Below are 23,817 nucleotides of genomic sequence, written 5' to 3' on the forward strand. Positions count from 1 at the left end.
GTATGCACGACGTCCAGTCTTTCGCGCGCCGTTGCGGCGCACCAGCCCTGCTGGCCGCCGCCATGCTGCCCCCGGGTGCCGCCATCGCCCAGCCGCAGCCGCAACCTCCCGTGCGCGAGGGCTTGCTCAGCCCGGTGGTGATCAGCGTCACGCGCGGGGTGGAGCAGCGTGCCTTCGACACCCCGGCCTCGGTGGACGTGGTGGATGCGGCGGTCATCCGCGACGCCGGCCCGCAGGTCAACCTGTCCGAAGCGCTGTCCCGGGTGCCGGGCGTGGTCGCGCTGAACCGGCAGAACTACGCGCAGGACATCCAGATCTCCTCGCGCGGCTTCGGCGCCCGCTCCACCTTCGGCGTGCGCGGCCTGCGGCTGTACGTGGACGGCATTCCCGCCACCGGGCCGGACGGGCAGGGCCAGGTCTCGCACTTCGACCTGGCGTCGGCGGCGCGCATCGAGGTGCTGCGCGGGCCGTTCTCGGCGCTGTACGGCAATTCGTCGGGCGGCGTGATCAGCATGTTCACGGCCGACGGCGGGCCGCAGACCATCGGCGAGATCGGCACGGCCTTCGGCAGCGACGGCCTGCGCCGCACCGGCCTGAAGCTGGGCGGCCAGCAGGGCGCGCTGCAATACAACCTGAGCGCCTCGCGCTTCGAGACCGACGGCAGCCGCCAGCACAGCGCCGCCGAGCGCACCGGCTTCAACGGCAAGGTCAAGTACACGCTGGACGCGGACACCCGCTGGACCTTCGTGCTCAACAGCGTGCGCATGCCCGACGTGCAGGATCCGCTGGGACTGACCCGGGCGGAGCTGCAGGCCGACCCGCGCCGGGCGACGCCGGCGGCACTGACCTTCAACACCCGCAAGTCGATCGACCAGACCCAGGGCGGCGTCGTGCTGGACCACCGCTTCAATCCTGGCAACGCACTGCAGGTGACGGCCTATGTCGGCGAGCGCGCCACCCAGCAGTTCCAGTCGATCCCGGTCGCCACCCAGACGCCGGCCTCGCACCCGGGCGGCGTGATCGACCTGGCGCGCGATTACTCCGGGATCGACGCACGCTGGATCCGCAAGTCGCAGTTGCTGGACGAGCCGCTGACGTTCACGGCCGGCGTGTCGATGGAGCGGTTGCAGGAAGACCGGCGCGGCTTCCAGAATTTCGTCGGCAGCACGCTCGGCGTGCTGGGCGCCTTGCGGCGCGACGAAGCCAACGACGTGCGCAGCACCGACGAGTACGCGCAAGCGGAATGGGCGCCGGGGCGCTGGCGCATCTCGGCGGGCGTGCGCCACTCGCAAGTGAGCTTCGATTCGCGCGACCACTACGTCGTGCCGGGCAACCCGGACGACAGCGGCTCGGTCAGCTACAGCGCCACCTCGCCGGTGCTGGGCCTGGTGTTTCGCGCCAGCGACGACCTCAACCTCTACGCCTCGCTGGGCAAGGGCTTCGAAACGCCCACGCTCAACGAACTGGCCTACCGCCCGAGCGGCGCGACCGGGCTGAACCTGAACCTGCGCAGCGCCGGCAGCCGGCAATGGGAGCTGGGCGTCAAGAGCCAGTTCGGCAAGGACTGGGCCCTGAACGCCGCGTATTTCCGCGCCCGCACCAGCGACGAGATCGCGGTGCTGGCCAACACCGGCGGGCGCAGCGTCTACCAGAACGTCGGCAGCACCAGCCGCGACGGCGTGGAGGCGGTGCTCAGCGGCCGCTGGCAGGGCGGCTGGTCGGCGTACGCCTCGGCCAGCTACCTCGATGCGATCTATCGCGACAGCTTTCTCACCTGCACCAGCGCGCCCTGCGCCAAGCCGACCACGCGCATCGCCGCCGGCAACCGGATCCCCGGCATCCCGGCCAGCACGCTGTATGCCGAGGTGGCGTGGGCGCACCGGCCCTGGGGGCTGGAGACGGCGCTGGAGTGGCGGCGCCTGGGCCGCATCTACGTCGACGACGGCAACACCGACGCGGCGCCCGCCTCCAGCGTGTTCAACCTGCGGGTTTCGCTGGCGCAGCAGGTGGGCCGTTGGGCCCTGCGCGAGTTCCTGCGGGTGGACAACATCGCCGACCGCAGCTATGTCGGCTCGGTGATCGTCAACGAGGGCAACAGCCGCTTCTTCGAGCCGGCGCCGGGGCGCACCTGGCTGCTGGGCCTGAACGCGGCCTACCAGTTCTGAAACCTTGCGGGACGGACCTTCGGCTCTGTCCCCAACTGATGTAGAGGCAGCGATGGAAAACCTCGACGTGATGGTGCTGCGGACGCTGCGCGACTGGCGCGCCGTCGGCAAGCGGGCGCTGATGGCGACGGTGGTGCGGACCTGGGGCTCGTCGCCGCGGCCGGTCGGCTCGATCATGGCGCTGTGCGAGGACGGCTCGGTGGTCGGCTCGGTCTCGGGCGGCTGCATCGAGGACGACCTGATCTACCGCTTCACCCAGGCCTACGCAGGCAAGCAACCGGGCCACGCGATTCCGTCGGGGCCGCCGACCTTCGTCAAGTACGGCGTCACTGCCGACGAGGCGCACCGCTTCGGCCTGCCGTGCGGCGGCACGCTGGAACTGCTGCTGGAATACGACCCGGATGCCAGGGGCCTGACCGAACTGGTGCGGGCGCTGGAAGCGGGCCAGCTGATGCAGCGCACCGTGCGCCTCTCCGATGGCGTCGCCACGCTGGCGCCCGCGCCGGGCCCCACCGGCCTGGAGGTGGACGAGACGCAGGTGGTCAACACCTTCGGGCCCGAATACCGGATGCTGCTGATCGGCGCCGGCCAGCTCACCGAATACCTCGCGACGATGGCCCTGTTCAGCGGCTTCGCAGTGACGGTGTGCGATCCGCGCGAGGAATACCGCGGCACCTGGAACGTGGCCGGCGCCACCGTGCTGGCGGACATGCCCGACGACGTGGTCGCCGCGTTCAAGCCGGACCGGCGCAGCTGCGTGGTGGCGCTGACGCACGATCCCAAGCTCGACGACCTGGCGCTGCTGGAGGCGCTCAAGACCGAGGCGTTCTACGTCGGCGCCATCGGCAGCCGGCGCAACAACCAGGCGCGGCACCAGCGGCTGATCGAGCACTTCGACCAGACCCGCCAGTCGCTGGCGCGGCTGCGCGGGCCGATCGGCATCTACATCGGCAGCAAGACGCCGTCGGAGATCGCGGTCAGCGTGATGGCCGAGATCATCGCGGTGAAGAACGGCGTGCAGCTGCCGCGCGACATGGAAGTCGGCCAGGCCAAGGACGTGCTCGCGGGCAAGTGACAACCCGTCATTCCGGCCTCGAGCCGGGATCCAGGCGGCACGACTTCGGGGCATGTCCATCATGAAGAAGCGGTGCCGGCGTTCTCCCTGATCGACCGGTATCTGGATTGAAGCGCCGGGATTCCGGGTCAGGCCCGGCATGACGTCTTTTTCTCAATGGCGTTTAATTCACCAGTTGGTTAAAGTGGGCGCATGACAACCGACAAATTCGACGACGTCGCAGCGCTGGAGGAGGCGCTGTCGCGTCCATCGCAGGCGCTGGCCGACACGCTGGCCGCAGTGCCGGGCGACATCATGGTGCTGGGCGTGGGCGGCAAGATGGGGCCGACGCTGGCGCGCATGGCCAAACGGGCGGCGCCGGGCAAGCGGGTGATCGGCGTGGCGCGTTTTTCCGAAGCCGGCCTGCGCGAGCGGCTGCAAGGGCAGGGCATCGACTGCATCGAGGCCGACCTGCTGTCGCGCGAGGCGATCGCCGCGCTGCCCGATGTGCAGAACATCGTCTTCATGGCCGGCCGCAAATTCGGCTCCGCAGGGAGCGAGTGGCTGACCTGGGCGATGAACGCCCATGTGCCGGCGCTGGTGGCCGAGCGCTTCGCCGGCTCGCGCATCGTCGCCTTCTCCACCGCCTGCGTCTATCCCTTCGTCGGCACGGATACCGAGGGCGCAACGGAAGACATGCCGCCGACTGCGCCCTCGGGCGAGTACGCCAACTCCTGCGTGGCGCGCGAGCGGATGTTCGAGCACTTCTCGCACGCGCACGGCACGCCGGGACGGCTGATCCGGCTGTCGTATGCGATCGACATGCGCTACGGCGTGCTGCACGACGTGGCGCAGAAGGTGCTGCAGCGCCAGCCGATCGACATGGCGATGGGCTGGGCCAACATCGTCTGGCAGGGCGAGGCCAACGACTGGACGCTGCGGGCGCTGGCCCATTGCGAGACGCCGACCGCGCCGCTGAACCTCAGCGGCCCCAAGGTCAGCATCCGTGAGGTGGCGAAGGAACTGGGCCGGCGGCTGGCCGTCGAGCCGGTGCTGGTCGGCCAGGAGGCGCCCACGGCGTGGCTGGTGGATTCCTCGCAGGCCTACGGACTGTTCGGCCGGCCGCAGGTCGGCCTGTCCACCATGCTGGACTGGACCGCCGACTGGGTCAAGCGTGGCGGCGCCAGCCTGGGCAAGCCCACGCACTACGAAGCGCGGGACGGAAAGTATTGACTTGCCGGACAGACCTTCCGCTCTGTCCCCAACTGACGAGGCCGCAGATGAAGATCGACGACATCCCCGCTGCCTCGCTGGCGCTGCTGCGCCGCGGCACCGCGATCCCCGCGCACCTGCTGGCGCTGGACGGCGAGCGCCGCTTCGACGCGCGCCGCCAGCGAGCGATGAGCCGCTACTACCTGGACGCCGGCGCCGGCGGGCTGGCGGTCGGCGTGCATTCCACCCAGTTCGCGATCCGCGAGGCCGGCCTCTACCAGCCGGTGCTGGCGCTGGCGATGGAGACCGCCCGCGAATGGGAGCCGATCGGCGGCCGGCGGCCGCTGTTCATGGTGGCGGGCCTGGCGGGCCGCACGGCGCAGGCGGTGCAGGAAGCGGGCATTGCGCGCGGCATCGGTTACCACGCCGGCTTGCTGAGCCTGGCGGCGATGAAGGGCGCGAGCGAAGACGAGTTGATCGCGCATTGCGAGGCGGTCGCCGCCGTCATTCCTCTGGTGGGCTTCTACCTGCAGCCGGCCGTGGGCGGCATCGAGCTGTCCGCGCACTTCTGGCAGCGCTTTGCCGCGATCGACAACGTGGTCGCGATCAAGATGGCGCCCTTCAACCGCTACCGCACGCTGGACGTGATCCGCGGCGTGGTCGCGGCCGGCGCGCAGGAGCGCGTGACGCTGTACACGGGCAACGACGACCACATCGTGCTGGACCTGCTGGCGCCTTTCACCTTCCAGCGCGATGGCGCGGACGTGACGGTGCGCATCAAGGGCGGATTGCTGGGGCACTGGAGCGTGTGGACGCGGCGTGCGGTGCAGCTGCTGGAGCGCATCCATGCCGCGGTTGAAAGCGGCGAGGTGTCGGCGGAACTGCTGGCGCTCGATGCGCAGGTCACGGACTGCAACAGCGCGCTGTTCGACGTCGCGCATTCCTTCCACGGCTGCATCGCCGGCTGCCACGAGATCCTGCGGCGCCAGGGCCTGCTGGAAGGAATATGGTGCCTGGACCCGCAGGAGGGGCTGAGCCTCGGGCAGGCCGCCGAACTCACGCGCGTGCATGACGCCTATCCGCACCTGCACGACGACGCCTTCGTCGCCGCCAACCGCGAGCGCTGGCTGGCGTAGTCGCGCCTAGGGCATTCCTCGTTGACAGCGGCAGGACCAGCCCGTAGAGTCGTTCAATTAACTGTTTAGTGAATTAACCCACGGAGACACCATGCACAAGCGCCATTTCCTCCAGGCCGTTTCCCTTGCCGTCGCCACCCTGGCCGCCTGCGGCCCGGCGCTGGCGCAGCAGTGGAAACCGACGCGGCCGATCAACCTGATCGTGCCGTGGGCGGCCGGCGGCTCCACCGACCAGGTCACCCGCGTGACGGCGGCGGAAATGGAAAAGGCGCTGGGCCAGACCATCGTCATCATCAACCAGCCGGGCGCGTCCGGCGCCATCGGCACCAAGAGCGCGCTCGATGCGGCCAGAGACGGCTACACCTGGACCGCCGGCGCGGCGCAGGACCTGGGCACCTACCAGACGCTCGGCTCGGTCAACACCAGCATCAAGGACTGGCACCTGTTCCTCAACGTCGCCAACATCCAGGTGATCGGCGTCAATCCCTCGCGGCCCTGGAAGACCGCCAAGGAGCTGCTGGACGACATGAAGGCGCGGCCCGGCCAGATCAGCGTCGCCACCGCCGGCGTCACGTCCGCCGCCCATGCGGCCATGGACCAGATCGTCAAGTCCACCGGCGTGAAGTACAAGGAAGTCTCCTACGACGGCGGCAACCCCGCGGTGGTGGCCACCGTGGCGGGCGAGGCCGACCTCACCACCCAGCTGGCGGTGGAACAGGCCGACATGATCCGCGGCAAGCGCCTGCGCCCGCTGGCCACCGTCAGCGACAAGCCGCTGGAGCTGGAAGGCTACGGCGTGATCCCGCCGCTGTCGCAGACGGTGCCGGGCTTCACCGCCCCGGCCAATTACTTCGGCATCTTCATTCCCAAGGGCGTGCCCGACGACGTGATCAGGACGGTGGAGCGGATCTGGAGCGAGCAGATCGCCAAGAGCGACGCCCTGAAGAAATACGCCACCAGCCGCGGCGCGCTGTTCAACCCGCTGTACGGCGACAACGCGCAGAAGGCGGTGTTCCCCGCGGTGCAGGCCAACGCCTGGAACCTGCATGCCAGCGGCAAGACCAAGGTCTCGCCGGACACGGTCGGCATTCCCAAGCCCTGAGGTCCGCGCATGGCCGAAGCGACCGAAGCCACCGAGGCACCCGACGACCATGCGCAGCGGCAACCGCCGCGCTCCGATTTCCGCGACGCGGTGGGCTGGACCATCCTGGGCTTTGCCATCCTGGTCGGCTCGCTGCGGATGGACCGGCTCGAGTCGCAGAACATCAACCCGTACACCGTGCCGGGCCTGCTGCCCGGCCTGCTGGGCCTGACGATGTTCCTGCTCGGCGGCGTGATGGCCCTGCGCAGCTGGCGGCGCGGCGCCTTCACCCAGCCCGCCGTGCCTGCGTCCGGCCTGCTGCGCGAAGAGCGCCGGCGCGCCTGGCTGGTGATCGGCCTGTGCGTCGGCTACGGCGTGGTGCTGGTCGGCCACGGCATCCCGTTCTGGCTGGCATCGTCGATCTATGTGACCGGCTCGGTCCTGATCCTGCGGCGCCTGAGCCGCGACGAGGACGAGCGCCGCCTCGATGGCCGGGCCTGGCTGAAGGCGCTGGTGATCGGCGTCGGTGCGTCGGTGGTGACGCAGCTGGTGTTCCAGGAGCTGTTCCTGGTGCGCATGCCCTGAAGCTTCCCCCGAAAGCCGTTCCATGTTCCAAGGACTGTCCGACCTCGGGCACGCATACCTCAGCTTCATGAATCCGCTGACGCTGGCCTACGGGCTGGGCGGCGCCTTCGTCGGCATCGTGATGGGCATCCTGCCGGGGCTGTCGGCGACGCTGGCGATCGCGCTGCTCACCACGCTGACCATCAAGCTGCAGGCCAACGACGCGATCCTGGTGCTGATCTGCTCCTATGTGGGCGCGCTGTACGGCGGTTCGCGCACTGCCATCCTGCTGAACATCCCCGGCACCGCCGCCAACGCCGCCTCCTGCGCCGACGGCTATGCCCTGGCGCAGCGCGGAGAAGCGGGCCGTGCGATCGGCATCGCCACCTCGGGCGCTTTCGTCAGCACGCTGATCGGCGTCGTCTGCCTGGCGATGTTCACGCCGGCGCTGGCCGAAGTGGCGCTGTCCTTCGGCGCCTTCGAATTCTTCTGGCTGGCGCTGTTCGGCGTCACCATGTCAGGCAGCATCGTGGGCGACGATCCGCTCAAGGGCTGGCTGATGGGCCTGCTGGGACTGTTCGTGGCGCAGGTCGGGCAGGAGAGCCTGTATGCGTACAACCGCTTCACCTTCGACTGGGACCAACTATCGGGCGGCATCGCGCTGATCCCGGCGCTGGTCGGCGCCTTCGGCCTGGCGGAGGTACTGACCACGCTGTCGGACCCGGTGGAGCGCAAGATGGTGGAACTGAAGGACTCGGTGCTGCCGCGCTTTCGCGAGGTGCTGACCTACTGGCGCACGGTGCTGCGCTCGGGCCTGATCGGCGTCTTCACCGGCCTGCTGCCGGGCGTGGGCGAGGACGCCGGCGCCTGGATGTCGTATGCGGCAGCCAAGGCGGTGAGCAAGGAGAAGGAGCTGTTCGGCAAGGGCTCGATCGACGGCCTGATGGCGGCGGAGACGGGCGACATGGCCTCCATCCCCGGCCACATCATCCCGTCGCTGGCGCTGGGCATCCCGGGCTCGGCGCCGTCGGCCGTGCTGATGGCGGCGATGATCATCCACGGCATCCAGCCCGGGCCGATGCTGATGATCCAGCACCCGCACTTCATCTACGAGGTGGTGGCGATGACCACGCTGGCCTCGGTCACCATCCTGCTGTTCGGCCTGTTCGGCGTGCGGCCGCTGCTGCAGGTGCTGCGGGTGCGGCGCTCCATCCTGATGCCGATCGTGTTCCTGCTGTGCACCGTCGGCGCCTTCGCCAGCGCCTCGCGGCTGTTCGACATCTACGCCATGCTGGCGATCGGCATCGGCGCGTTCTTCCTGCGCCGGCGCGGCTACGAGATGGCGCCCTTCGTGCTGGGCCTGGTGCTCGGGCCCTTGCTGGACAAGAGCCTGCGGCGCGGGCTGGTCCTGTCGGACGGCAGCCTGGCGCCGTTCTTCACCCGTCCCATCTCGATGCTGTTCGCCGGCGTCACCATCTTCATGATCCTGCTGTACATCCCGGCGTTCAAGGCGCTGGTCAACCGGGGCAAGGCGGGCGTCGGCTCGGGCGTGCGCTCGCTGTTCGGCCGCCGCACCTGATAGCCTCGCGCGATGAAGTTCTCCCTGTGCAACGAGGTGCTGCAGCCGCAGCCGTTCGAGCAGCAATGCGTGGCGGCGGCGGCCATGGGTTACGACGCGCTGGAGGTGGCGCCCTTCACGCTGGCCGACAACCCGATGCTGATCAGCGATGCGCAGGCCGGCGCCTTGCGCCGCATGGCGCAGGATGCCGGCCTGGTCGTCTCCGGCCTGCATTGGCTGCTGGTCGCGCCTTCGGGCCTGTCGATCGTCGATGCCTCGGAACCGGTGCGCCAGCGCACGCTCGCCGTGATGCGGCGGCTGGTGGAGCTGTGCGCCCTGATGGGCGGCAGCTACCTGGTGCATGGCTCGCCCAAGCAGCGCTCGGTGCCGCCCGGCTCCAGCCGCGAACAGGCGCTGGAACGGGCCACCGACTGCTTCGCGGCGATCGCGCTGGCGGCGCGCGACGCCGGCGTGGTCTATTGCATCGAGCCGCTGGCCACCCGCGAGACCGACCTGCTCAACACGGTGGAAGAGGCGGCGCGCATCGTCGACGCCATCGGCTCGCCGGGCCTCAAGACGATGATCGATTGCAGCGCCGCCGGCCAGGTGGAGCGCGAGCCGGTCGAGGCGCTGATGCGGCGCTGGATGCCCAGCGGCCACGTCGCCCATGTGCAGGTCAACGACCCGAACCGGCGCGGGCCGGGGCAGGGCGCAATGCGGTTCGCGCCCATCCTGGAGGCGATCGCGCAGCTGCAGGCCAGCGGCGATTACGACGGCATCGTGGCGGTGGAACCGTTCGACTACGTGCCGGACGGCCCGACCTGCGCGGCGCGCTCCATCGGCTACCTCAAGGGCATCGTCGAAGGGCTGGCCCATGGCTGAGGCGCCGCTGCTCTCGGTGCGGGAGATCGAGCTGTTCGAGCGGCCGGTGCTGCTGCGGCTGCCGTTCCGCTTCGGCGTCGTCACGCTGACGCAGTGCCCGCAGGCCTTCGCGCGGGCCCGCATCGAATTCGCCGACGGCCGCAGCAGCTGGGGCGCGGCGGCCGAGATGATGGCGCCCAAGTGGTTCGACAAGAACCTGGCCCTGTCCAACGAGGACAACGTCGACCAGCTGCGCGACGTGCTGCGCATGGCGCGCGCGGCCTACTTGGCCGACGCATCGGCCGCGTCCGCCTTCGGCCATTTCGCGCGCCATTACGACGCCCATCTGCAGGCCGCGGCCGCCAAGGGCTACAACCCGCTGCTGGCCAACTACGGGCCGGCGCTGCTGGACCGGGCCGTCCTCGACGCGCTGTGCCGGGGGCTGGGCCTGTCGTTCTACACGGCGATGCAGCGCAACCTGGCGGGCATCGGCAATGCGCGAGCCGAATTCGACGGCCTGGACATCGACGGCTTTCTGGCCGGCCTGCGTCCGGCGGCGAGCATCGAGGCACGCCACACGGTGGGCATGGTGGACGCGATCACGCAGGATGACCTGGCAGCGCCGGTCGACGACGGCCTGCCCGAAACGCTGGAGCAGGTGGTGCAGCGCTATGGCCACCGCTATTTCAAGCTCAAGGTCGGCGGCCGGCTGCCGGCCGACATCGAGCGCCTCGGCGCCATCGCGGCGGTGCTGGACCGGTTGCCGCAGCCCTACTTCGCATCGCTGGACGGCAACGAGCAATATGCGGACGCGGCGGGCGTCGCCGAATTGCTGGCCCGCATGCGGGAGACGCCGGCGCTGCGCCGCCTGAACGACTCCATCCTGTTCGTCGAGCAGCCGATCTCGCGCCAGCACGCGCTGGACGTCGACCTGCGGACCGCCGGCCTGGGCAAGCCGGTGATCATCGACGAATCCGACGGCGAGCTGGACACCTTCCTGCGGGCGCGCGAGCGCGGCTACGCGGGCGTCTCCTCCAAGACCTGCAAGGGCCTGTACAAGTCCGTGCTCAACGCGGCGCGCTGTGCGAGCTGGAACGGGCAGGCCGGCCAGGCGGCCTGCTTCATGTCGGGCGAGGACCTGACGACGCAGGCCGGCCTGTCGGTGCAGCAGGACCTGGCGCTGGTGAACCTGCTGGGCATCACCCACGTGGAGCGCAACGGCCACCATTACGTCAACGGGATGGCGGCGCAGTCCGCGGCGGAGCAGCAGGCCTTTCTCCAGGCCCATCCCGACGTCTATGAACGCAGCCAGGGCGCGGTGCGGCTGGCGATCCGCGCCGGCCGGATCGCGCTCGGCTCGCTGGCTGGTCCGGGCTTCGCCAGCGGCGCCATGCCCGATTTCGCCCAGATGACGCCCCTGCGCCACGCGCTTTAGGGTCCGGCAGCCTCGCAACGCCCTGGTCCGTGGCGGATTTCACGGAGCGATTTCACGGTCCCTGGCCCGGGATGGCGTTGGATGCTGCCATTTGTATCTTGTGTGTCATACAGTAACAGTAGCCCGGCAGGAACCTGCGGGCCCATGACCACAAGGACCAGCCATGTTGAAGATGCTCAGCTTCCTAGCCAGTTCCGCAGCGGTGGCGCTGCTTGCCGCCGCCGGCCCGGCGGCCGCCCAGTCCGTTCCGCCTGCCAGCGCAGCCGAGGTGCGCGACTGGCGCCTCGGCGAGGTGCCGATGCCCAAGGACAACGTCAGCACGCCGGCGCGGGTGGAGTTGGGCCGGACGCTGTTCTTCGATCCGCGCCTCTCCGGCGCCGGCGCCATGTCCTGCGCCTCCTGCCACGAGCCGTCGCTGGGCTGGACCGACGGCCGCAAGACCTCGGTGGTCGGCTCCGACGTGATGGGCCGCGCCTCGCCGACCATCGTGAACCTGGGCTACAACACGCTCTTCACCTGGGACGGCCGCAAGAAGACGCTCGAGGAGCATGCGGTCGGCCCGCACAAGCACCTGAGCACGCCGGACTTCAAGGCGGCGGCGGAGCGGATCGGCAAGATCGGCGGCTACCAGAAGATGTTCGCCAGCGCCTACCCTGGCGAGCCGATCGAGGTCGAGACCATCGCCAAGGCGATGGCGGCCTTCCAGCGCACCGTGGTGTCCGGCGACTCGCCGTTCGACCGCTGGCTGGCGGGCGACACCAAGGCGCTGACCCCGCAGCAGTACCGCGGCTACACCCTGTTCGTCGACCCGGGCAAGGGCAACTGCGCCGCCTGCCACCGGGGCGCCAACTTCACCGACAACGGCTTCCACAACATCGGCCTGAAGACCGCCGATCCGGGCCGCTTCGCCTTCCTCAAGCTGGCCTCGATGAAGGGCGCCTTCAAGACCCCGACGCTGCGCGAGATCGAGATGACGGCGCCGTACTTCCACGACGGCTCGGCCACGACGCTGCGCGAGGTGGTGGACTTCTACGCCCGCGGCGGCGACGACCGCTCCAACGTGTCGGGCGACGTGAAGAAGCTCGACCTCACCGAGCAGGACAAGGACGACCTGGTGGCCTTCCTGCGCTCGCTGACCGGCCGCTTCGTCGCGGTCGTCCGTCCGGTGCTGCCGCAATGAAGGCCGCCCGCTACGCCATTGCCCTGGCCGTGTCGCTGCTCGGCGCCCAGGTGCAGGCCGCCGAGCACGTGGTGGTCCAGAAGGGCCGCGCCTTCTCGGTCAAGCAGCTGAACGTCAAGCAGGGCGACAGCATCAAGTTCGTCAACGAGGACCCGTTCGCCCACAACGTGTTCTCGCTGTCCGAGACCAAGAGTTTCGACCTCGGCGCCCACGGCCAGGGCACCTCCAAGTCGGTGGTGATGGACAAGGCCGGCACGGTGGAAGTGGAGTGCGCGGTGCACCCCGACATGAAGATGGTCGTCGACGTCAAGAAGTGAAGGAGCGGCACATGCGCAGGCACGTTTCAATGGCAGTTCGATCGTTCGCACCGGCGGTTCTTGCCGCCGCGCTGCTCGCGGGAACGGTGCATGGGCACGCCTTCGCGGCCGCCGCGCCCCAGGCCGGGGCGGCGGACGACGAGGAAGCGGCCCGCAAGGCCGCCAGCCTGGCGGCCGCCCAGCGCCTGCAGGCGCAAAAAGAGGCCGCGGCCAAGGTGGCGTCCGAACGGGCCGAGGCCGCGCGCGCCGCCTTCGCCAAGGCCGCCGCCGCCGAGGCCGCGCAGGCGGCCGCACAGGCGCGGGCGGAGCGGGCCAGGCTGGCCCAGGTGCTGGCGACGAAGCGCGCCGAAGAGGCCGCCGTTGCCGCCGACGTGGAGCGGGTGCTGCAGCGCGCCAGGTCCGACTATCCGCTGCTGACGACGCCGGCGGGCGAAACCTTGCTGCGCCGGATCATGGACCGTCAGCGCCAGCTGGTGGCCGAAGGCGTCTACCCCAGCATCGCGATGGTGGAGGCGATCTCCGACCACGCCGATATGCTGGCGCCGCGGCCGGCCAGGCCGGTGCAGATGGCGGCCCACGCGGTGCGCCCGGCGTCGGCCGGGGCCGCGGAGACCTGCCGCTGGGTGACGCCGATCAAGTGGGCCTGCGACTAGCCGGCCGGCACGCGCCGCGGCCGGCTACATCTTGCCGGGCAGCCAGGTCGCGATCTGCGGCACGAACCACAGCAGCAGCGCCATCACGCACATCAGGAAGAAGAAGGGCATCGTCACCCGCGCAATCCAGGTGATCTCCTTGCCCGTCATGCCCTGCAGCACGAACAGGTTGAAGCCCACCGGCGGCGTGATCTGCGCCATCTCCACCACGATCACGATGAAGATGCCGAACCAGATCAGGTCGATGCCCGCGGCCTGAACCGTCGGCAGGATCACGCCCATCGTCAGAACCACCATCGAGATGCCGTCCAGGAAGCAGCCCAGGATGATGTAGAAGATGGCCAGCGCCACCATCAGCATGAACGGGCTCAGGCCCAGCGAGGCGACGTATTCGGCCAGGTGGCGCGGCAGGCCGATGTAGCCCATGGCCAGCGTCAGGAAGGCGGCGCCGGCCAGGATCAGCGCGATCATGCAATACAGGCGCGTCGCGCCCATCAGCGAATCGCGGAAGGTCTGCCAGCCGAGCGAACGCTGCGCGGCCGACAGCAGCAGCGAGCCGACCACGCCGACCGCGGCCGCCTCGGTGGCCGTCGCGACGCCCGAGTAGATCGAGCCCAGCACCGCGGCGATCAGCAGCACCACCGGGATCAGGTGGCGCGACTCGTGCAGCTTCTGGCCGAAGGTCATGGTGCCGTCGCGCCGCGGCACCTTGCCCGGGTTGAGCAGCGCCCACACCATCAGGTAGCCGGAGAACAGCGAGGCCAGCAGGATGCCCGGAAAGATGCCGGCGACGAACAGGCGCGCGATCGAGACGTCGGCCGACACGCCGTACACGATCATGATGATCGAGGGCGGGATCAGCAGGCCCAGCGTGCCGGCGCCGGCCAGCGAGCCGATGGTGATTTCCTCCGGATAGCCGCGCTTGCCCAGTTCGGGCAGCGTCATCTTGCCGATGGTGGCGCAGGTGGCCGCCGACGAACCGGAGACCGCGGCGAAGATGGTGCAGCCGATCACGTTGGTGTGCAGCAGCCGGCCCGGCAGGCCGTTGACCCAGGGCGCCAGCCCGCGGAACATGCTCTCGCTCAGCTTGGTGCGAAACAGGATCTCGCCCATCCAGATGAACAGCGGCAGCGCGGTGAGGGTCCAGCTCGAGGACGAGCCCCAGACCGTGATCGCCATCGCGTCGCCGGCCGGCCGGGACGAGAAAAGCTGCATGCCGATCCAGGCGACCCCGGCCAGCGTCAGGCCGATCCAGACCCCGCTTCCCAGCAGGGCGAACAGCGCCACGATCAGCAGCGTGGTGACGGCGACGTCATTCATTGTGCAAGGCCTCTTCGGGTTCGGTCGTGACGCGGCGGCCGGTCAGCTCCAGCCACCACTCGTCGATGAAGGCGACCAGCAGCACCACCGTGCCGACGGCCATCCCCAGCTGCGGGATCCACAGCGCCGTCGCATCGTTGCCGGTGGAGATGTCATTGAGCACGTGCGACTGCCAGGCGAGCCGCACCGAGTAGTACGCGAACAGCGCCGCCAGCAGCACCGCGGCGGTCAGCGCCCACATCTCCAGTGCATGCTTGGCCCTGCCCTGGAGGCGACCGAGCAGCAGCGTGACGCGGATGTGTTCGTTGTGCTTGAGCGTGTGGGCCAGCGCCAGGAAGCCGGCGGCGGCCATGGCGTAGCCGGCGTAGGCATCGGTACCGGTCGCCTGGAAGCCGAGCTGGCGGCTGACGATCGACAGCAGCACCATCGCCAGCACGCCGATCATCGCGAGCGCGGCCAGCCAGGCGGCGCCGTCGTAGAGGAGGTCGAGTGTTTTTCTCATGTGAAAATCCCGCGGGCGCCGGGGGCAGGCCGCGGGATTGCCTTGTGTTGCGGTCCCTTATTTCTGGTACGCGTCGACCAGCGCCTTGCCGTCGGGGCCGGCCTTCTCCAGCCATTCCTTGAGCATCACGTCGCCGACCTTCTTCATGTCGGCCTTGAGCTGCGGCGACGGCGCGATGATGTTCATGCCGTTCTGCTTGAGCAGGCCGATGGTGCGGTCGTTCTCGGCGCGCGAGGCGGCCCAGCCGCGGGTCTCGGCCTCGGCGCCGGCCTTGAGCAGCGCGTCCTGCGTCGGCTTGTCCAGCGCGTTGAAGGCGGCGCGATTGACCAGCACCGCGTTCTTCGGCAACCAGGCCTGGGTGTCATACCAGTTCTTCAGTTGCTCGTAGGTCTTGGTGTCGTAGCCGGTGGAGCCGGAGGACATGTACGAGTCCACCACGCCGGTGGCCATCGCCTGCGACAGTTCCGCCGCCTGTACCGTCACCGGCTGCGCGCCCACCAGTTCGGCGATGCGGGCCGTGGCCGGGCTGTAGGCGCGCCACTTCAGGCCCTTCATGTCGGCCGCGGAGTTGATCTGCTTCTTCGAATAGATGCCCTGCGGCGGCCAGGCCACCGCGTACAGCAGCATCATTCCCTGTTCGCCGAGCTTCTTGTCCAGGAACGGCTTCTGCGCCTTGTACAGCTTCATCGCCTGGTCGTAGCTGTCGGCCAGGAAAGGCAGGCCGTCCGCGCCGAACAGCTGCCACTCGTTCTGGTAGTTCACCAGCAGGATCTCGCCGATCTGGGCCTGGCCCTGCTGCACCGCGCGCTTGATCTCGGGCGCCTTGAACAGCGAGGCATTGGCGTGCACCTGGATCTTGAGCTTGCCGCCGGTGGCCTTGTCGACGTCGTTGGCGAACTGCTGCAGGTTGACGGTGTGGAAGTTGGAGGCCGGGTAGGCGGCCGGAAGGTCCCATTTGGTCTGGGCGTAGGCGCTGCCGGCCAGGGCCAGGACAGCGGCGAGCAGGACTTGTCTGGTGTTCATGGGCGTTCCGTGAGAGTGCGGTGAAGAGGGAAACAAGGATAAATGCAAGGACCGCGCCAGCGTCTCCGGTGTTTCCCCCGGTGAGGCGCACTGCACCGGCACCGCAATCGGCCGCGGCTAGCGGCGCGCCAGTGCCTGCCAGGCGCGGACCGCGGCCAGCACCGTTTCCGTCTGCACCGTGTGCGCGAAGCGGAAGGCCTCGCCATGGACGGTCTCGTCCGGGAACTCGGTGATCAGCGTCACCGGCGCGCCGGGCCGGTCCACCGCCGCCACCGTGCAGGAGATGCCGTGGATGGTCTCGAAGGCCGGCGCGCCGGCGTGCCGCTGGTACAGCGCCAGCTGGCGTGCATTGAAGTCGGCCAGGCCCGGAACCTTCGCCAGCGCGGCGCAGACCTGTTCCAGCAAGGCGCGCGCCTCGCGCCCCCAGCCGGCGTGGTGGCGCAGCACCAGGAAGAAGCCCTTGGGCACGGTCCACAGTTCGAAGCCCTGCGGCAGGTAGCCCGACCAGGGCCGGGTCCACTCGTGCGCCGGGTAGCCGTGCAGGTTCACGTGCAGCTGCGCGCCCGACAGCGCCACCGCCTGCTCGCGCGCCGCGCGCTCGTACAGCGGCGGTTCGGTGCGGAATTCGACGTCGTCGCCCAGCGCGGTGTAGCGCGCCGCGTGGTGCATGTGGCCCGGGTTGTGGGCCGCGAGCTCGCGCTGCAGGGCGTAGCCGTCGGGGTTTTCCAGCGCGACCAGCGCGAAGTGCGCCTCGTCCTGCGCCTGCAGCACTGTCGCCGCACGCAGCGCCCCGACGATGCCCGAGGTCTCGTTGGCGTGCTGGCCGCCGCTGATGAACACCGGCGCCGCGCTGCCGCGGTGGTACAGGCCGGTCACGGCCCGGCCCTGCCGGCTGGTGGCAGCGAAGCGCTCGCCGCTCAGGCCGTCGATTTCGGCGGTGATGCGCGCGGGCTCCGGCGCCGTCAGCAGCAGGTCCAGCGGCACCGAGCGATCGGCCGCCTGCGCCTTCGGCGGCGCGGGATCGAAGGGGCGCAGCGCGATGCGCAGCCGCGCGCTGCGATCGCTGGCGCGGATGTCCGGCACGATCTGCCCCGGCTGCAGCCGCCGGTCACCCGGCGCCCGCCCGGAGCGGCGCTGGAAGATCTCCAGCAGCGAGAAATAGATGTCCTCGTGCAGCGCTTCGTGCGTGCTGATGGATTCCTGCAGCAGGGGCAGCTCCTGCTCGATGCCGGGCAGCTCGATCCGCACCTCCAGCCGCTCGAAGTACGGCTCGGCCTGCGGCCAGGCGTGGTCCTGCACGGTCTGCAGCACCTTCTCGAACAGCTGCTCGTGCTCGGTCTGCTGCGCGCCGTCGATCGGTGCGGGGCCGGCGCCGCGCACGCGCAGCCAGCCGGTGGGCGAGAGATGGTCGATGCCGGACGGGCCGGTGTGGCTGCGGTTGGGCGCGAACACGTCCAGCTGCTGCCGGCGGCCGTCGTTCCACGTCAGTGTCAGCTCGTAGTGCAGGTCGGCGCCGCCGGCGACGAATTCCAGCTTGCCGCCCGGAAGCAGTGCGGCCAGCGGATAGGCCTCCAGCAGGAAGCGGCGCTCCGACGCGCCCGGATGCACCGGATAGCGCACCGTCACGTGCGCCAGCGCGCTGCAGTCGATTTCTTCGAGGAAGCAATGCACCAGCGGCTTGTAGGCGCTGCGCAGCGTGGCTGTGACGCCGGCCGCACGCAGTTGCTCCTCGGCGGCGCGGCGGGCGGCGACGCCCTCGAACAGCCAGCCTTCGACGCTCGCGCCCCGCCATTGGGGCAGGCCGAAGCGCTCCACCCAGCTGTCCAGCGTGCGCGGGACGGTCGTTTCGAACAGCACTGTGTCGGTCATCAGAGTTTTCCGGTCGGGTCCAGCCGGTCGCGCAGCCAGTCGCCCAGCAGGTTCAGGCCCAGCACCGTCAGCATGATCGCGACGCCGGGGAACACGCTGACCCACCACGCGGTCTGCATGTAGGTGCGGCCGTCGGCCAGCATGCCGCCCCAGCTGGGGATCAGCGGGTCCACGCCCAGGCCCAGGAAGGTCAGGCTGCTTTCCAGCAGGATGTTGTTGGCGACGTTGAGCGTCACCAGGATGATCACCGGCCCGATCACGTTGGGCAGGATGTGGTGGCGCACCATGGACAGGTCGCGCACGCCGAAGGCGCGGGCCGCCTGCACGTATTCGCGCTCGCGCACCGACAGCACCAGCCCGCGCACCAGCCGCGCGAACTGCACCCACTGCGAGATGATCATGAAGACGATGATGTTGCCCAGCCCGCCGCCCAGGATCGAGATGAAGGTCAGCGCGATCAGGATGAAGGGCAGGGCCAGCTGCACGTCGACGCAGCGCATCAGGATCGTGTCCCAGACGCCGCGGTAATAGCCGGCGACCAGCCCGATGGTGATGCCCAGCAGCGAGGCGCCCAGCGTGGACAGCAGTCCGACCATCAGCGAGATGCGCCCGCCCACCAGCACCCGCGCCAGCACGTCGCGCCCCAGCGGGTCGGTGCCCAGCGCGTGCGCCCATTGCGCGAACGGCGGGCTCAGGCGCGCCGCCAGGTCCATGGTGGAGCCGCGGTCCGGAAAGATCCAGACCGACAGCAGCACCAGCAGCACCATCAGGCCGGTCAGCAGGGCGCCGGCGATGAACTCGAGCGAGCGCCACTGGAACGCGCGCCCCTGGGGAGCCGCGGCGGTGGGCAGGACGGCGGGCTGCATGCTCACTTGCTCCGGATGCGCGGGTCGACCAGCCCGTAGGCGAGGTCCACCAGCAGGTTGACGGCCACGATGACCAGCGCCAGCACGGTGACCGTGCCCTGCAGCACCGGATAGTCGCGCCCGGAGATGGCGTCGAAGGCCAGCGTGCCCAGCCCGGGCCAGTTGAAGACCTTCTCCACCACCACGATGCCGCCGATCAGGTTGCCGAACTGCAGGCCGATGTAGGTTATGAGGGGAATGGCGCAGTTGCGCAGCGCGTGCTTGTACAGCACCGCCCGTTCGGCCAGGCCCTTGCTGCGCGCCACCGTGATGTACTGCGACGACAGCGTCTCCAGCATCGCCGTGCGCACCAGCCGCACGTTGGTGGCCGACAGGATGATGGCCATGGTCAGCGCCGGCATCACCAGGCTCAGCGGGCCGTCCCAGCCCGAGGGCGGCAGCAGCTGGAGGGTGACGGACAGCAGCAGCACCAGCATGATGGCCAGCCAGAAATTCGGGAACGACAGGCCGACCAGCGAGACGATGCGGATCACCTGGTCGACGCCGCGGCCCTTGTTGACGGCGGCGTGGATGCCCAGCGGCACCGACACCAGCACCGACAGCAGCAGCGAGACGAAGGCCAGCGCCAGCGTGGCGGGCAGGGCGTCGGCGATCAGGCCGCGCACCGGCGTGCCGCCCATGAAGCTCCTGCCGAAGTCGCCGACCACGATGCCGCGCACGAAGTCCGCGTACTGCACCAGGAAGGGCCGGTCCAGGCCCAGGCCGGCGCGGATGTTCTGCAGGTCCTGCTCGGTGACGCTGCCGGCGCCCTGGCTGAGCATCAGCGCCGGGTCGCCCGACAGCCGCACCGCATAGGACACGAACAGGGTCACCACCAGCAGGACGAAGATCGCCTGCAGGATCCGCTTGAGAACGAAGCCGCCCACGTGCTGGCCTGGCCGTTGCTGCGGCGCGCGCTTATTCGACCGTGGCGTTGACGAAGCGGAAGCGCCCGTCGGCCGGCAGGTCCAGGTTCTTGGCGCGCTTGTTCAGGCCGTACACCGTGTTCAGGCTGTACAGCGGCATCTCCAGCGCCTGGTCGGCGACGTAGCGGGCGATCTCGTGCAGCGTCTGCTTGCGCGCGGCCTGGTCCCAGGTGTTGCGCTGGGTGTGCAGCAGCGCGTTGAGCTTGGCGTCGTCGTCGAACGGATTCCAGCGCTGCTTGGTGTAGTACATGGCGTAGGCCGTGTTGTCGTAGTCGAAGGTCCAGCCGCCCCACTGGTTCTGCCACATCTCGCCGGTCTTGCCGTTCGGGATGATGTCGTTGAGCAGCACGTTGGTCTCGTACGGCTTGAGCGAGACGGTGATGCCCACGGCCTGCAGGTAGCCGGCGACGGCCTGCGCCACCTCGCGGAAGTTGCTGTCCGGGCCGCGGAAGTCCAGCTGGATGGAGGTGCCGGGCTTGACGCCGGCCTTCTTCAGCATGGCCTGCGCCTGCGCCGGGTTGAAGGGCAGCGGCTTCATCGACGGATCGTTGCCGAACGAGAGCACGCCCTGGAAGCTGGCGATCGGCTTGGCGTTGCCCAGCAGGATGGTCTTGATGATGGCGTCGCGGTCCACGGCCATGGTCAGCGCCTTGCGCACTTCCTTGTCCTTCATGATGCCGCGCTGCGTGTTGTAGCGAAGGGCCAGGGCGACCGGGCCGTCCATGCTGAGCACGGCCAGCTTGCTGTCCTTCTTGAGCGTCTCCACCATCGACAGCGGGATCTGGTTGGCGACGTCGATCCGGCCGGCCTGCAGTTCGGCCGCCTGCGTCGCCGGCTCGGCGATGAAGCGGTAGTTCAGGTTGTCGACCTTGGGCGCGCCGCCCCAGTAGTTGGGATTGCGCTCCAGCGCCAGCGCGATCTTGGGCTTGTATTCGCTGAACTTGAACGGGCCGGTGCCCACCGGGTTCATGCCGAAGAACTGGCTGCCCTTTTCCTTGATGTACTTGGGCGGCACGATCATCGCGCCGTAGCCGGCCAGCTTGGTCAGCAGCACCGGGTCCGGGCTCTTGAGGATGAAGTCCACCGTCATCGGGTTGACCACCACCACCTTGTCGATCGAGGTGTAGTTGGACTGCTGCGGCCCCTTCTTGCCTTCTTCACCGAGCAGGCGGTCGAAGGTGAACTTCACCGCCTCGGCGTCGAAGGGCTCGCCGTCGTGGAACTTGACGTTCGGGCGCAGCGTGAAGCGCAGCTTGGTGTTCTTGTCCGTGAACTCCCACTTGGTCGCCAGGCCGGGCACCAGCTTCATGTCCGGCGTGCGGATGATCAGGCCGTCGAACACCTGGCTGCCGACGGCACCCCAGGAGACCAGGAAGGTGGCGATCGGGTCCCAGTTGCCCGGGTCCTGGTGCAGGGCCACGTTGAGCGTGCCGGCGGCGTGCGCAGCGGGCGCGCCCAGGCAGGCGAGCACCAGGCTGCTGGTGGCGAAGAGGGCTTTGAGCTTCATTGGGGGTCTCCGGAGGGTGGACTTGGAAATGGGATGTGCGCCGTCAGGCGACGGCGGCCTGGGCGACGCGGTGGCCGGGATTGACTTCGACCAGCCTGAGGATCTCGGGCCCGTGGCCGACCTTGCGCATCGGGCTGGGAATCTCGCCCTGGATCAGGCGCGAGTCGATCCGGTGCCCGGGCTCGGCCACCGGCACCGCCGCCAGCAGCTTGCGGGTGTACGGGTGCTGCGGCCGCTCGAAGATGTCCTGCCGGCTGCCGATCTCCACGATCTGCCCCAGGTACATCACGGCGACGCGGTGGCTGATCTTCTCCACCACCGCCATGTCGTGGGTGATGAACAGGTAGGACAGGCCGCGCTGCGCCTGCAGTTCCATCATCAGGTCGATGATCTGCGCCTGCACCGAGACGTCGAGCGCGGACACCGATTCGTCGGCGATCACCAGCCGCGGGTTGCAGGACAGGGCGCGGGCGATGCAGATGCGCTGGCGCTGGCCGCCGGAAAATTCGTGCGGGTAGCGCTGCGCGTGCTCGGGCCGCAATCCCACGCATTCCAGCAGTTCGGCCACGCGCTTTTGCACCGCGCGCGGGTCATCCAGCAGGCGATGAGTGCGGATCGGCTCGGCGATGCTGAAGCCCACGGTCTTGCGCGGGTCCAGCGACGCGTACGGGTCCTGGAAGATGTACTGGATCTCTTGGCGCAGCCGCTGGCGGTCCTGCGCGTGCATGCCGGCCAGCTCCTTGCCCTCGAAACGGACCGTGCCGCTGGTGGCCTGCACCAGCTGCTGCAGCGTCTTGCCGATGGTGGACTTGCCGCTGCCGGATTCGCCGACCAGCGCCAGCGTCTCGCCGGGATAGATCTCGAAGCTCACTGCTTCCACCGCATGGACGCGATGGGTGGCCCGCCCCAGCAGGTTGTGGGCGACGTCGAAGCGGGTGGTGAGCTGGTCGACCGACAGCAGCGGGGCGCTCGCGTCCACCGTGTCCTGCACCTGCTCGGTCCCGACCTCGCGCAGCTGCCCGTCCTCCAGCACCACCAGCGGCATGCGGCGCGGCAGGGCCAGGCCGGCCTGGCTGCCCAGTTTCGGCACGGCGGCCAGCAGCGCGCGGGTGTAGGGATGCTGCGGGTGGTGGAAGATCCGGTCGACCGGCCCCTGCTCCACCTGGCGGCCGCGCCACATCACCACTACGTCGTCGGCCATCTGCGCCACCACGCCCATGTCGTGGGTGATGAACATGACGGCGGTCTGCAGCTCGCGCTGCAGCTCGCGGATGATGTTCAGGATCTGGGCCTGGATGGTCACGTCCAGCGCCGTGGTGGGCTCGTCGGCGATCAGCAGCGCCGGCTTGCAGGCCAGCGCCATCGCGATCATGGCGCGCTGGCGCATGCCGCCCGACAGCGTGTGCGGATAGGCGTCGAGCAGGCGGCCGGCGTCGGGCAGGCGCACCAGTTCCAGCAGCGACAGCGCCTGCGCGCGGGCCTGGGCGGCCGTCATGTGCTGGTGCAGCACCAGCGTCTCCGCGATCTGGTTGCCGATGGTGAACACCGGGTTCAGCGAGGTCATCGGCTCCTGGAAGATCATCGCGATCTCGTTGCCGCGGATCGAGCGCATCGCCTCTTCGCTGGCGAGGCGCAGGTCCTGCGGCCCGCTGACCGGCGAGTTGAACAGGATCTGGCCGTCGACGATCTCGCCGCCCGAGTAGTCGGTCAGCCGCATGATGGCCTGCGAGGTGACCGACTTGCCGGAGCCCGATTCGCCGACGATGGCCAGGGTGCGGCCGGCGCTGACGTCGAAGCTCAGGCCGTCGACCGCCCGCAGGCGGCCGCCCGGCACCGGGAATTCCACCGCCAGCGAGCGCACGGACAGCAGCGGGCCGGCGGCTTGCGGGGCGGCGTTCAAGGGCGCAGGATGGACGGCGGGCATGCGGGAGAAACGGGGCGCTGCGCGAGGCAATGTTTTATTTTCGTCGACAAATTGTCGGCAGAATGTCGACGAGTTCTAGAATCCTAACATGTCAAAAGCACCCCGCTCCACCAAGTCCAGTCGCATCGTGTCGTCGGCCCACCTGGTGTCGCCGCAGAGCGCGGAGCTGAGCGAATTCGAGTTCGGGCTGATCGTCGCCGGCAACGCGTTCCACCGCTGGATCGCCCATTGCATGAGCGCCGCCGGCCTGAAGGACCTGACGCCGCTGGACGTGCTGGTGCTGCACCACGTCACCCACCGGGCGCGCGACAAGCGGCTGGCCGACATCTGTTTCATCATGAACGTGGAAGACACCCACCTGATCAACTACGCGCTCAAGAAGCTGTTGAACCTGGGCGTGGTGGCCTCCAGCAAGAGCGGCAAGGAGGTGACCTATGCCGCCACCGACCTGGGCCACCGCTACGTCGAGCGCTACCGCGAGATCCGCGAGAGCTGCCTGATCAACGCGCTCAACGCCGACGACGCGCTGAACCGCGACATCGGCGAGCTGGCCCGCCTGCTGCGCGTGCTCTCCGGCATGTACGACCAGGCCGCCCGCGCGGCCGCCTCCCTTTGAAGAACAAGA

At 69.2% G+C, this 23,817-nt stretch carries 21 protein-coding genes; 13 read left to right on the forward strand and 8 right to left on the reverse strand.

Annotation, left to right across the window (positions count from 1 at the left end; translation table 11 throughout):
- The first annotated feature begins 2 nt into the window (after positions 1-2).
- The 12 genes from ACFPOE_RS16195 (at position 3) to ACFPOE_RS16250 (ending at position 13,216) form a co-directional block, all read left to right on the forward strand.
- Entirely contained in the window at positions 3-2,165 is a 2,163-nt protein-coding gene (locus ACFPOE_RS16195; RefSeq protein WP_376851198.1) for a TonB-dependent receptor family protein, read from the forward strand.
- A 52-nt stretch (positions 2,166-2,217) separates the two neighbouring features.
- Positions 2,218-3,240 (forward strand): XdhC family protein, encoded by a 1,023-nt coding sequence (locus ACFPOE_RS16200; protein ID WP_376851199.1) that lies wholly within the window; start codon positions 2,218-2,220, stop codon positions 3,238-3,240.
- A 192-nt stretch (positions 3,241-3,432) separates the two neighbouring features.
- Positions 3,433-4,452 carry an NAD-dependent epimerase/dehydratase family protein gene (locus tag ACFPOE_RS16205; RefSeq protein ID WP_376851201.1) on the forward strand — a complete coding sequence of 340 codons (1,020 nt, stop codon included), beginning with the start codon at positions 3,433-3,435 and terminating at the stop codon, positions 4,450-4,452.
- A gap of 47 nt (positions 4,453-4,499) precedes the next feature.
- Positions 4,500-5,567 carry a dihydrodipicolinate synthase family protein gene (locus ACFPOE_RS16210; protein WP_376851202.1) on the forward strand — a complete coding sequence of 356 codons (1,068 nt, stop codon included), beginning with the start codon at positions 4,500-4,502 and terminating at the stop codon, positions 5,565-5,567.
- A 91-nt stretch (positions 5,568-5,658) separates the two neighbouring features.
- The gene (locus ACFPOE_RS16215) at positions 5,659-6,669 is read left to right on the forward strand and encodes a Bug family tripartite tricarboxylate transporter substrate binding protein (RefSeq protein WP_376851204.1); all 1,011 of its coding nucleotides are present in this window, start codon (positions 5,659-5,661) and stop codon (positions 6,667-6,669) included.
- Between the two features lie 9 nt (positions 6,670-6,678).
- Positions 6,679-7,233: a tripartite tricarboxylate transporter TctB family protein gene (locus ACFPOE_RS16220; RefSeq protein WP_376851205.1), complete on the forward strand. Its 555-nt coding sequence runs from the start codon at positions 6,679-6,681 to the stop codon at positions 7,231-7,233.
- Between the two features lie 22 nt (positions 7,234-7,255).
- Positions 7,256-8,791 (forward strand): tripartite tricarboxylate transporter permease, encoded by a 1,536-nt coding sequence (locus ACFPOE_RS16225; protein ID WP_376851207.1) that lies wholly within the window; start codon positions 7,256-7,258, stop codon positions 8,789-8,791.
- A 12-nt stretch (positions 8,792-8,803) separates the two neighbouring features.
- Positions 8,804-9,652 carry a sugar phosphate isomerase/epimerase family protein gene (locus tag ACFPOE_RS16230; protein ID WP_376851208.1) on the forward strand — a complete coding sequence of 283 codons (849 nt, stop codon included), beginning with the start codon at positions 8,804-8,806 and terminating at the stop codon, positions 9,650-9,652.
- Positions 9,645-11,066, forward strand: a complete 1,422-nt coding sequence (locus ACFPOE_RS16235) for an enolase C-terminal domain-like protein (RefSeq protein WP_376851210.1) — start codon at positions 9,645-9,647, stop codon at positions 11,064-11,066. The genes ACFPOE_RS16230 and ACFPOE_RS16235 overlap by 8 nt, the downstream gene beginning before the upstream one ends.
- A 163-nt stretch (positions 11,067-11,229) precedes the next feature.
- The gene (locus ACFPOE_RS16240; protein WP_376851211.1) at positions 11,230-12,246 is read left to right on the forward strand and encodes a cytochrome-c peroxidase; all 1,017 of its coding nucleotides are present in this window, start codon (positions 11,230-11,232) and stop codon (positions 12,244-12,246) included.
- Positions 12,243-12,563 (forward strand): cupredoxin domain-containing protein, encoded by a 321-nt coding sequence (locus ACFPOE_RS16245; protein WP_376851213.1) that lies wholly within the window; start codon positions 12,243-12,245, stop codon positions 12,561-12,563. Before ACFPOE_RS16240 ends, ACFPOE_RS16245 begins: the two co-directional genes overlap by 4 nt.
- Positions 12,564-12,592: 29 nt before the next feature.
- Positions 12,593-13,216: a hypothetical protein gene (locus ACFPOE_RS16250; protein WP_376851215.1), complete on the forward strand. Its 624-nt coding sequence runs from the start codon at positions 12,593-12,595 to the stop codon at positions 13,214-13,216.
- A 24-nt stretch (positions 13,217-13,240) separates the two neighbouring features.
- On the opposite strand, the gene ACFPOE_RS16255 is transcribed toward ACFPOE_RS16250, so the two are convergent.
- The 8 genes from ACFPOE_RS16255 to ACFPOE_RS16290 all read right to left on the reverse strand — a co-directional run bounded on the left by ACFPOE_RS16255 (position 13,241) and on the right by ACFPOE_RS16290 (position 23,192).
- Complete coding sequence (locus ACFPOE_RS16255; RefSeq protein WP_376851216.1) at positions 13,241-14,536, reverse strand: TRAP transporter large permease; 1,296 nt, start codon at positions 14,534-14,536, stop codon at positions 13,241-13,243.
- The gene (locus ACFPOE_RS16260) at positions 14,529-15,038 is read right to left on the reverse strand and encodes a TRAP transporter small permease (RefSeq protein ID WP_376851218.1); all 510 of its coding nucleotides are present in this window, start codon (positions 15,036-15,038) and stop codon (positions 14,529-14,531) included. Before ACFPOE_RS16260 ends, ACFPOE_RS16255 begins: the two co-directional genes overlap by 8 nt.
- 57 nt (positions 15,039-15,095) lie before the next feature.
- Positions 15,096-16,061, reverse strand: a complete 966-nt coding sequence (locus tag ACFPOE_RS16265) for a TRAP transporter substrate-binding protein (protein ID WP_376851220.1) — start codon at positions 16,059-16,061, stop codon at positions 15,096-15,098.
- A 117-nt stretch (positions 16,062-16,178) separates the two neighbouring features.
- Positions 16,179-17,930 carry a peptidase M14 gene (locus tag ACFPOE_RS16270; RefSeq protein ID WP_376851222.1) on the reverse strand — a complete coding sequence of 584 codons (1,752 nt, stop codon included), beginning with the start codon at positions 17,928-17,930 and terminating at the stop codon, positions 16,179-16,181.
- Entirely contained in the window at positions 17,930-18,796 is an 867-nt protein-coding gene (locus tag ACFPOE_RS16275) for an ABC transporter permease (protein WP_376851224.1), read from the reverse strand. Before ACFPOE_RS16275 ends, ACFPOE_RS16270 begins: the two co-directional genes overlap by 1 nt.
- A 2-nt stretch (positions 18,797-18,798) precedes the next feature.
- Positions 18,799-19,722 (reverse strand): ABC transporter permease, encoded by a 924-nt coding sequence (locus ACFPOE_RS16280; protein WP_376851225.1) that lies wholly within the window; start codon positions 19,720-19,722, stop codon positions 18,799-18,801.
- 31 nt (positions 19,723-19,753) lie between these two features.
- Positions 19,754-21,268 carry an ABC transporter substrate-binding protein gene (locus ACFPOE_RS16285; RefSeq protein ID WP_376851227.1) on the reverse strand — a complete coding sequence of 505 codons (1,515 nt, stop codon included), beginning with the start codon at positions 21,266-21,268 and terminating at the stop codon, positions 19,754-19,756.
- 43 nt (positions 21,269-21,311) lie between these two features.
- Positions 21,312-23,192 (reverse strand): ABC transporter ATP-binding protein, encoded by a 1,881-nt coding sequence (locus ACFPOE_RS16290; RefSeq protein ID WP_376851228.1) that lies wholly within the window; start codon positions 23,190-23,192, stop codon positions 21,312-21,314.
- An 88-nt stretch (positions 23,193-23,280) separates the two neighbouring features.
- Here ACFPOE_RS16290 and ACFPOE_RS16295 point away from each other — a divergent pair, with 88 nt between their 5' ends.
- Positions 23,281-23,808, forward strand: a complete 528-nt coding sequence (locus ACFPOE_RS16295; RefSeq protein ID WP_376851230.1) for a winged helix DNA-binding protein — start codon at positions 23,281-23,283, stop codon at positions 23,806-23,808.
- Positions 23,809-23,817 lie beyond the last annotated feature (9 nt).

Source organism: Caenimonas terrae (genome assembly GCF_042655405.1).
GTDB lineage: Bacteria > Pseudomonadota > Gammaproteobacteria > Burkholderiales > Burkholderiaceae_C > Ramlibacter > Ramlibacter terrae_A.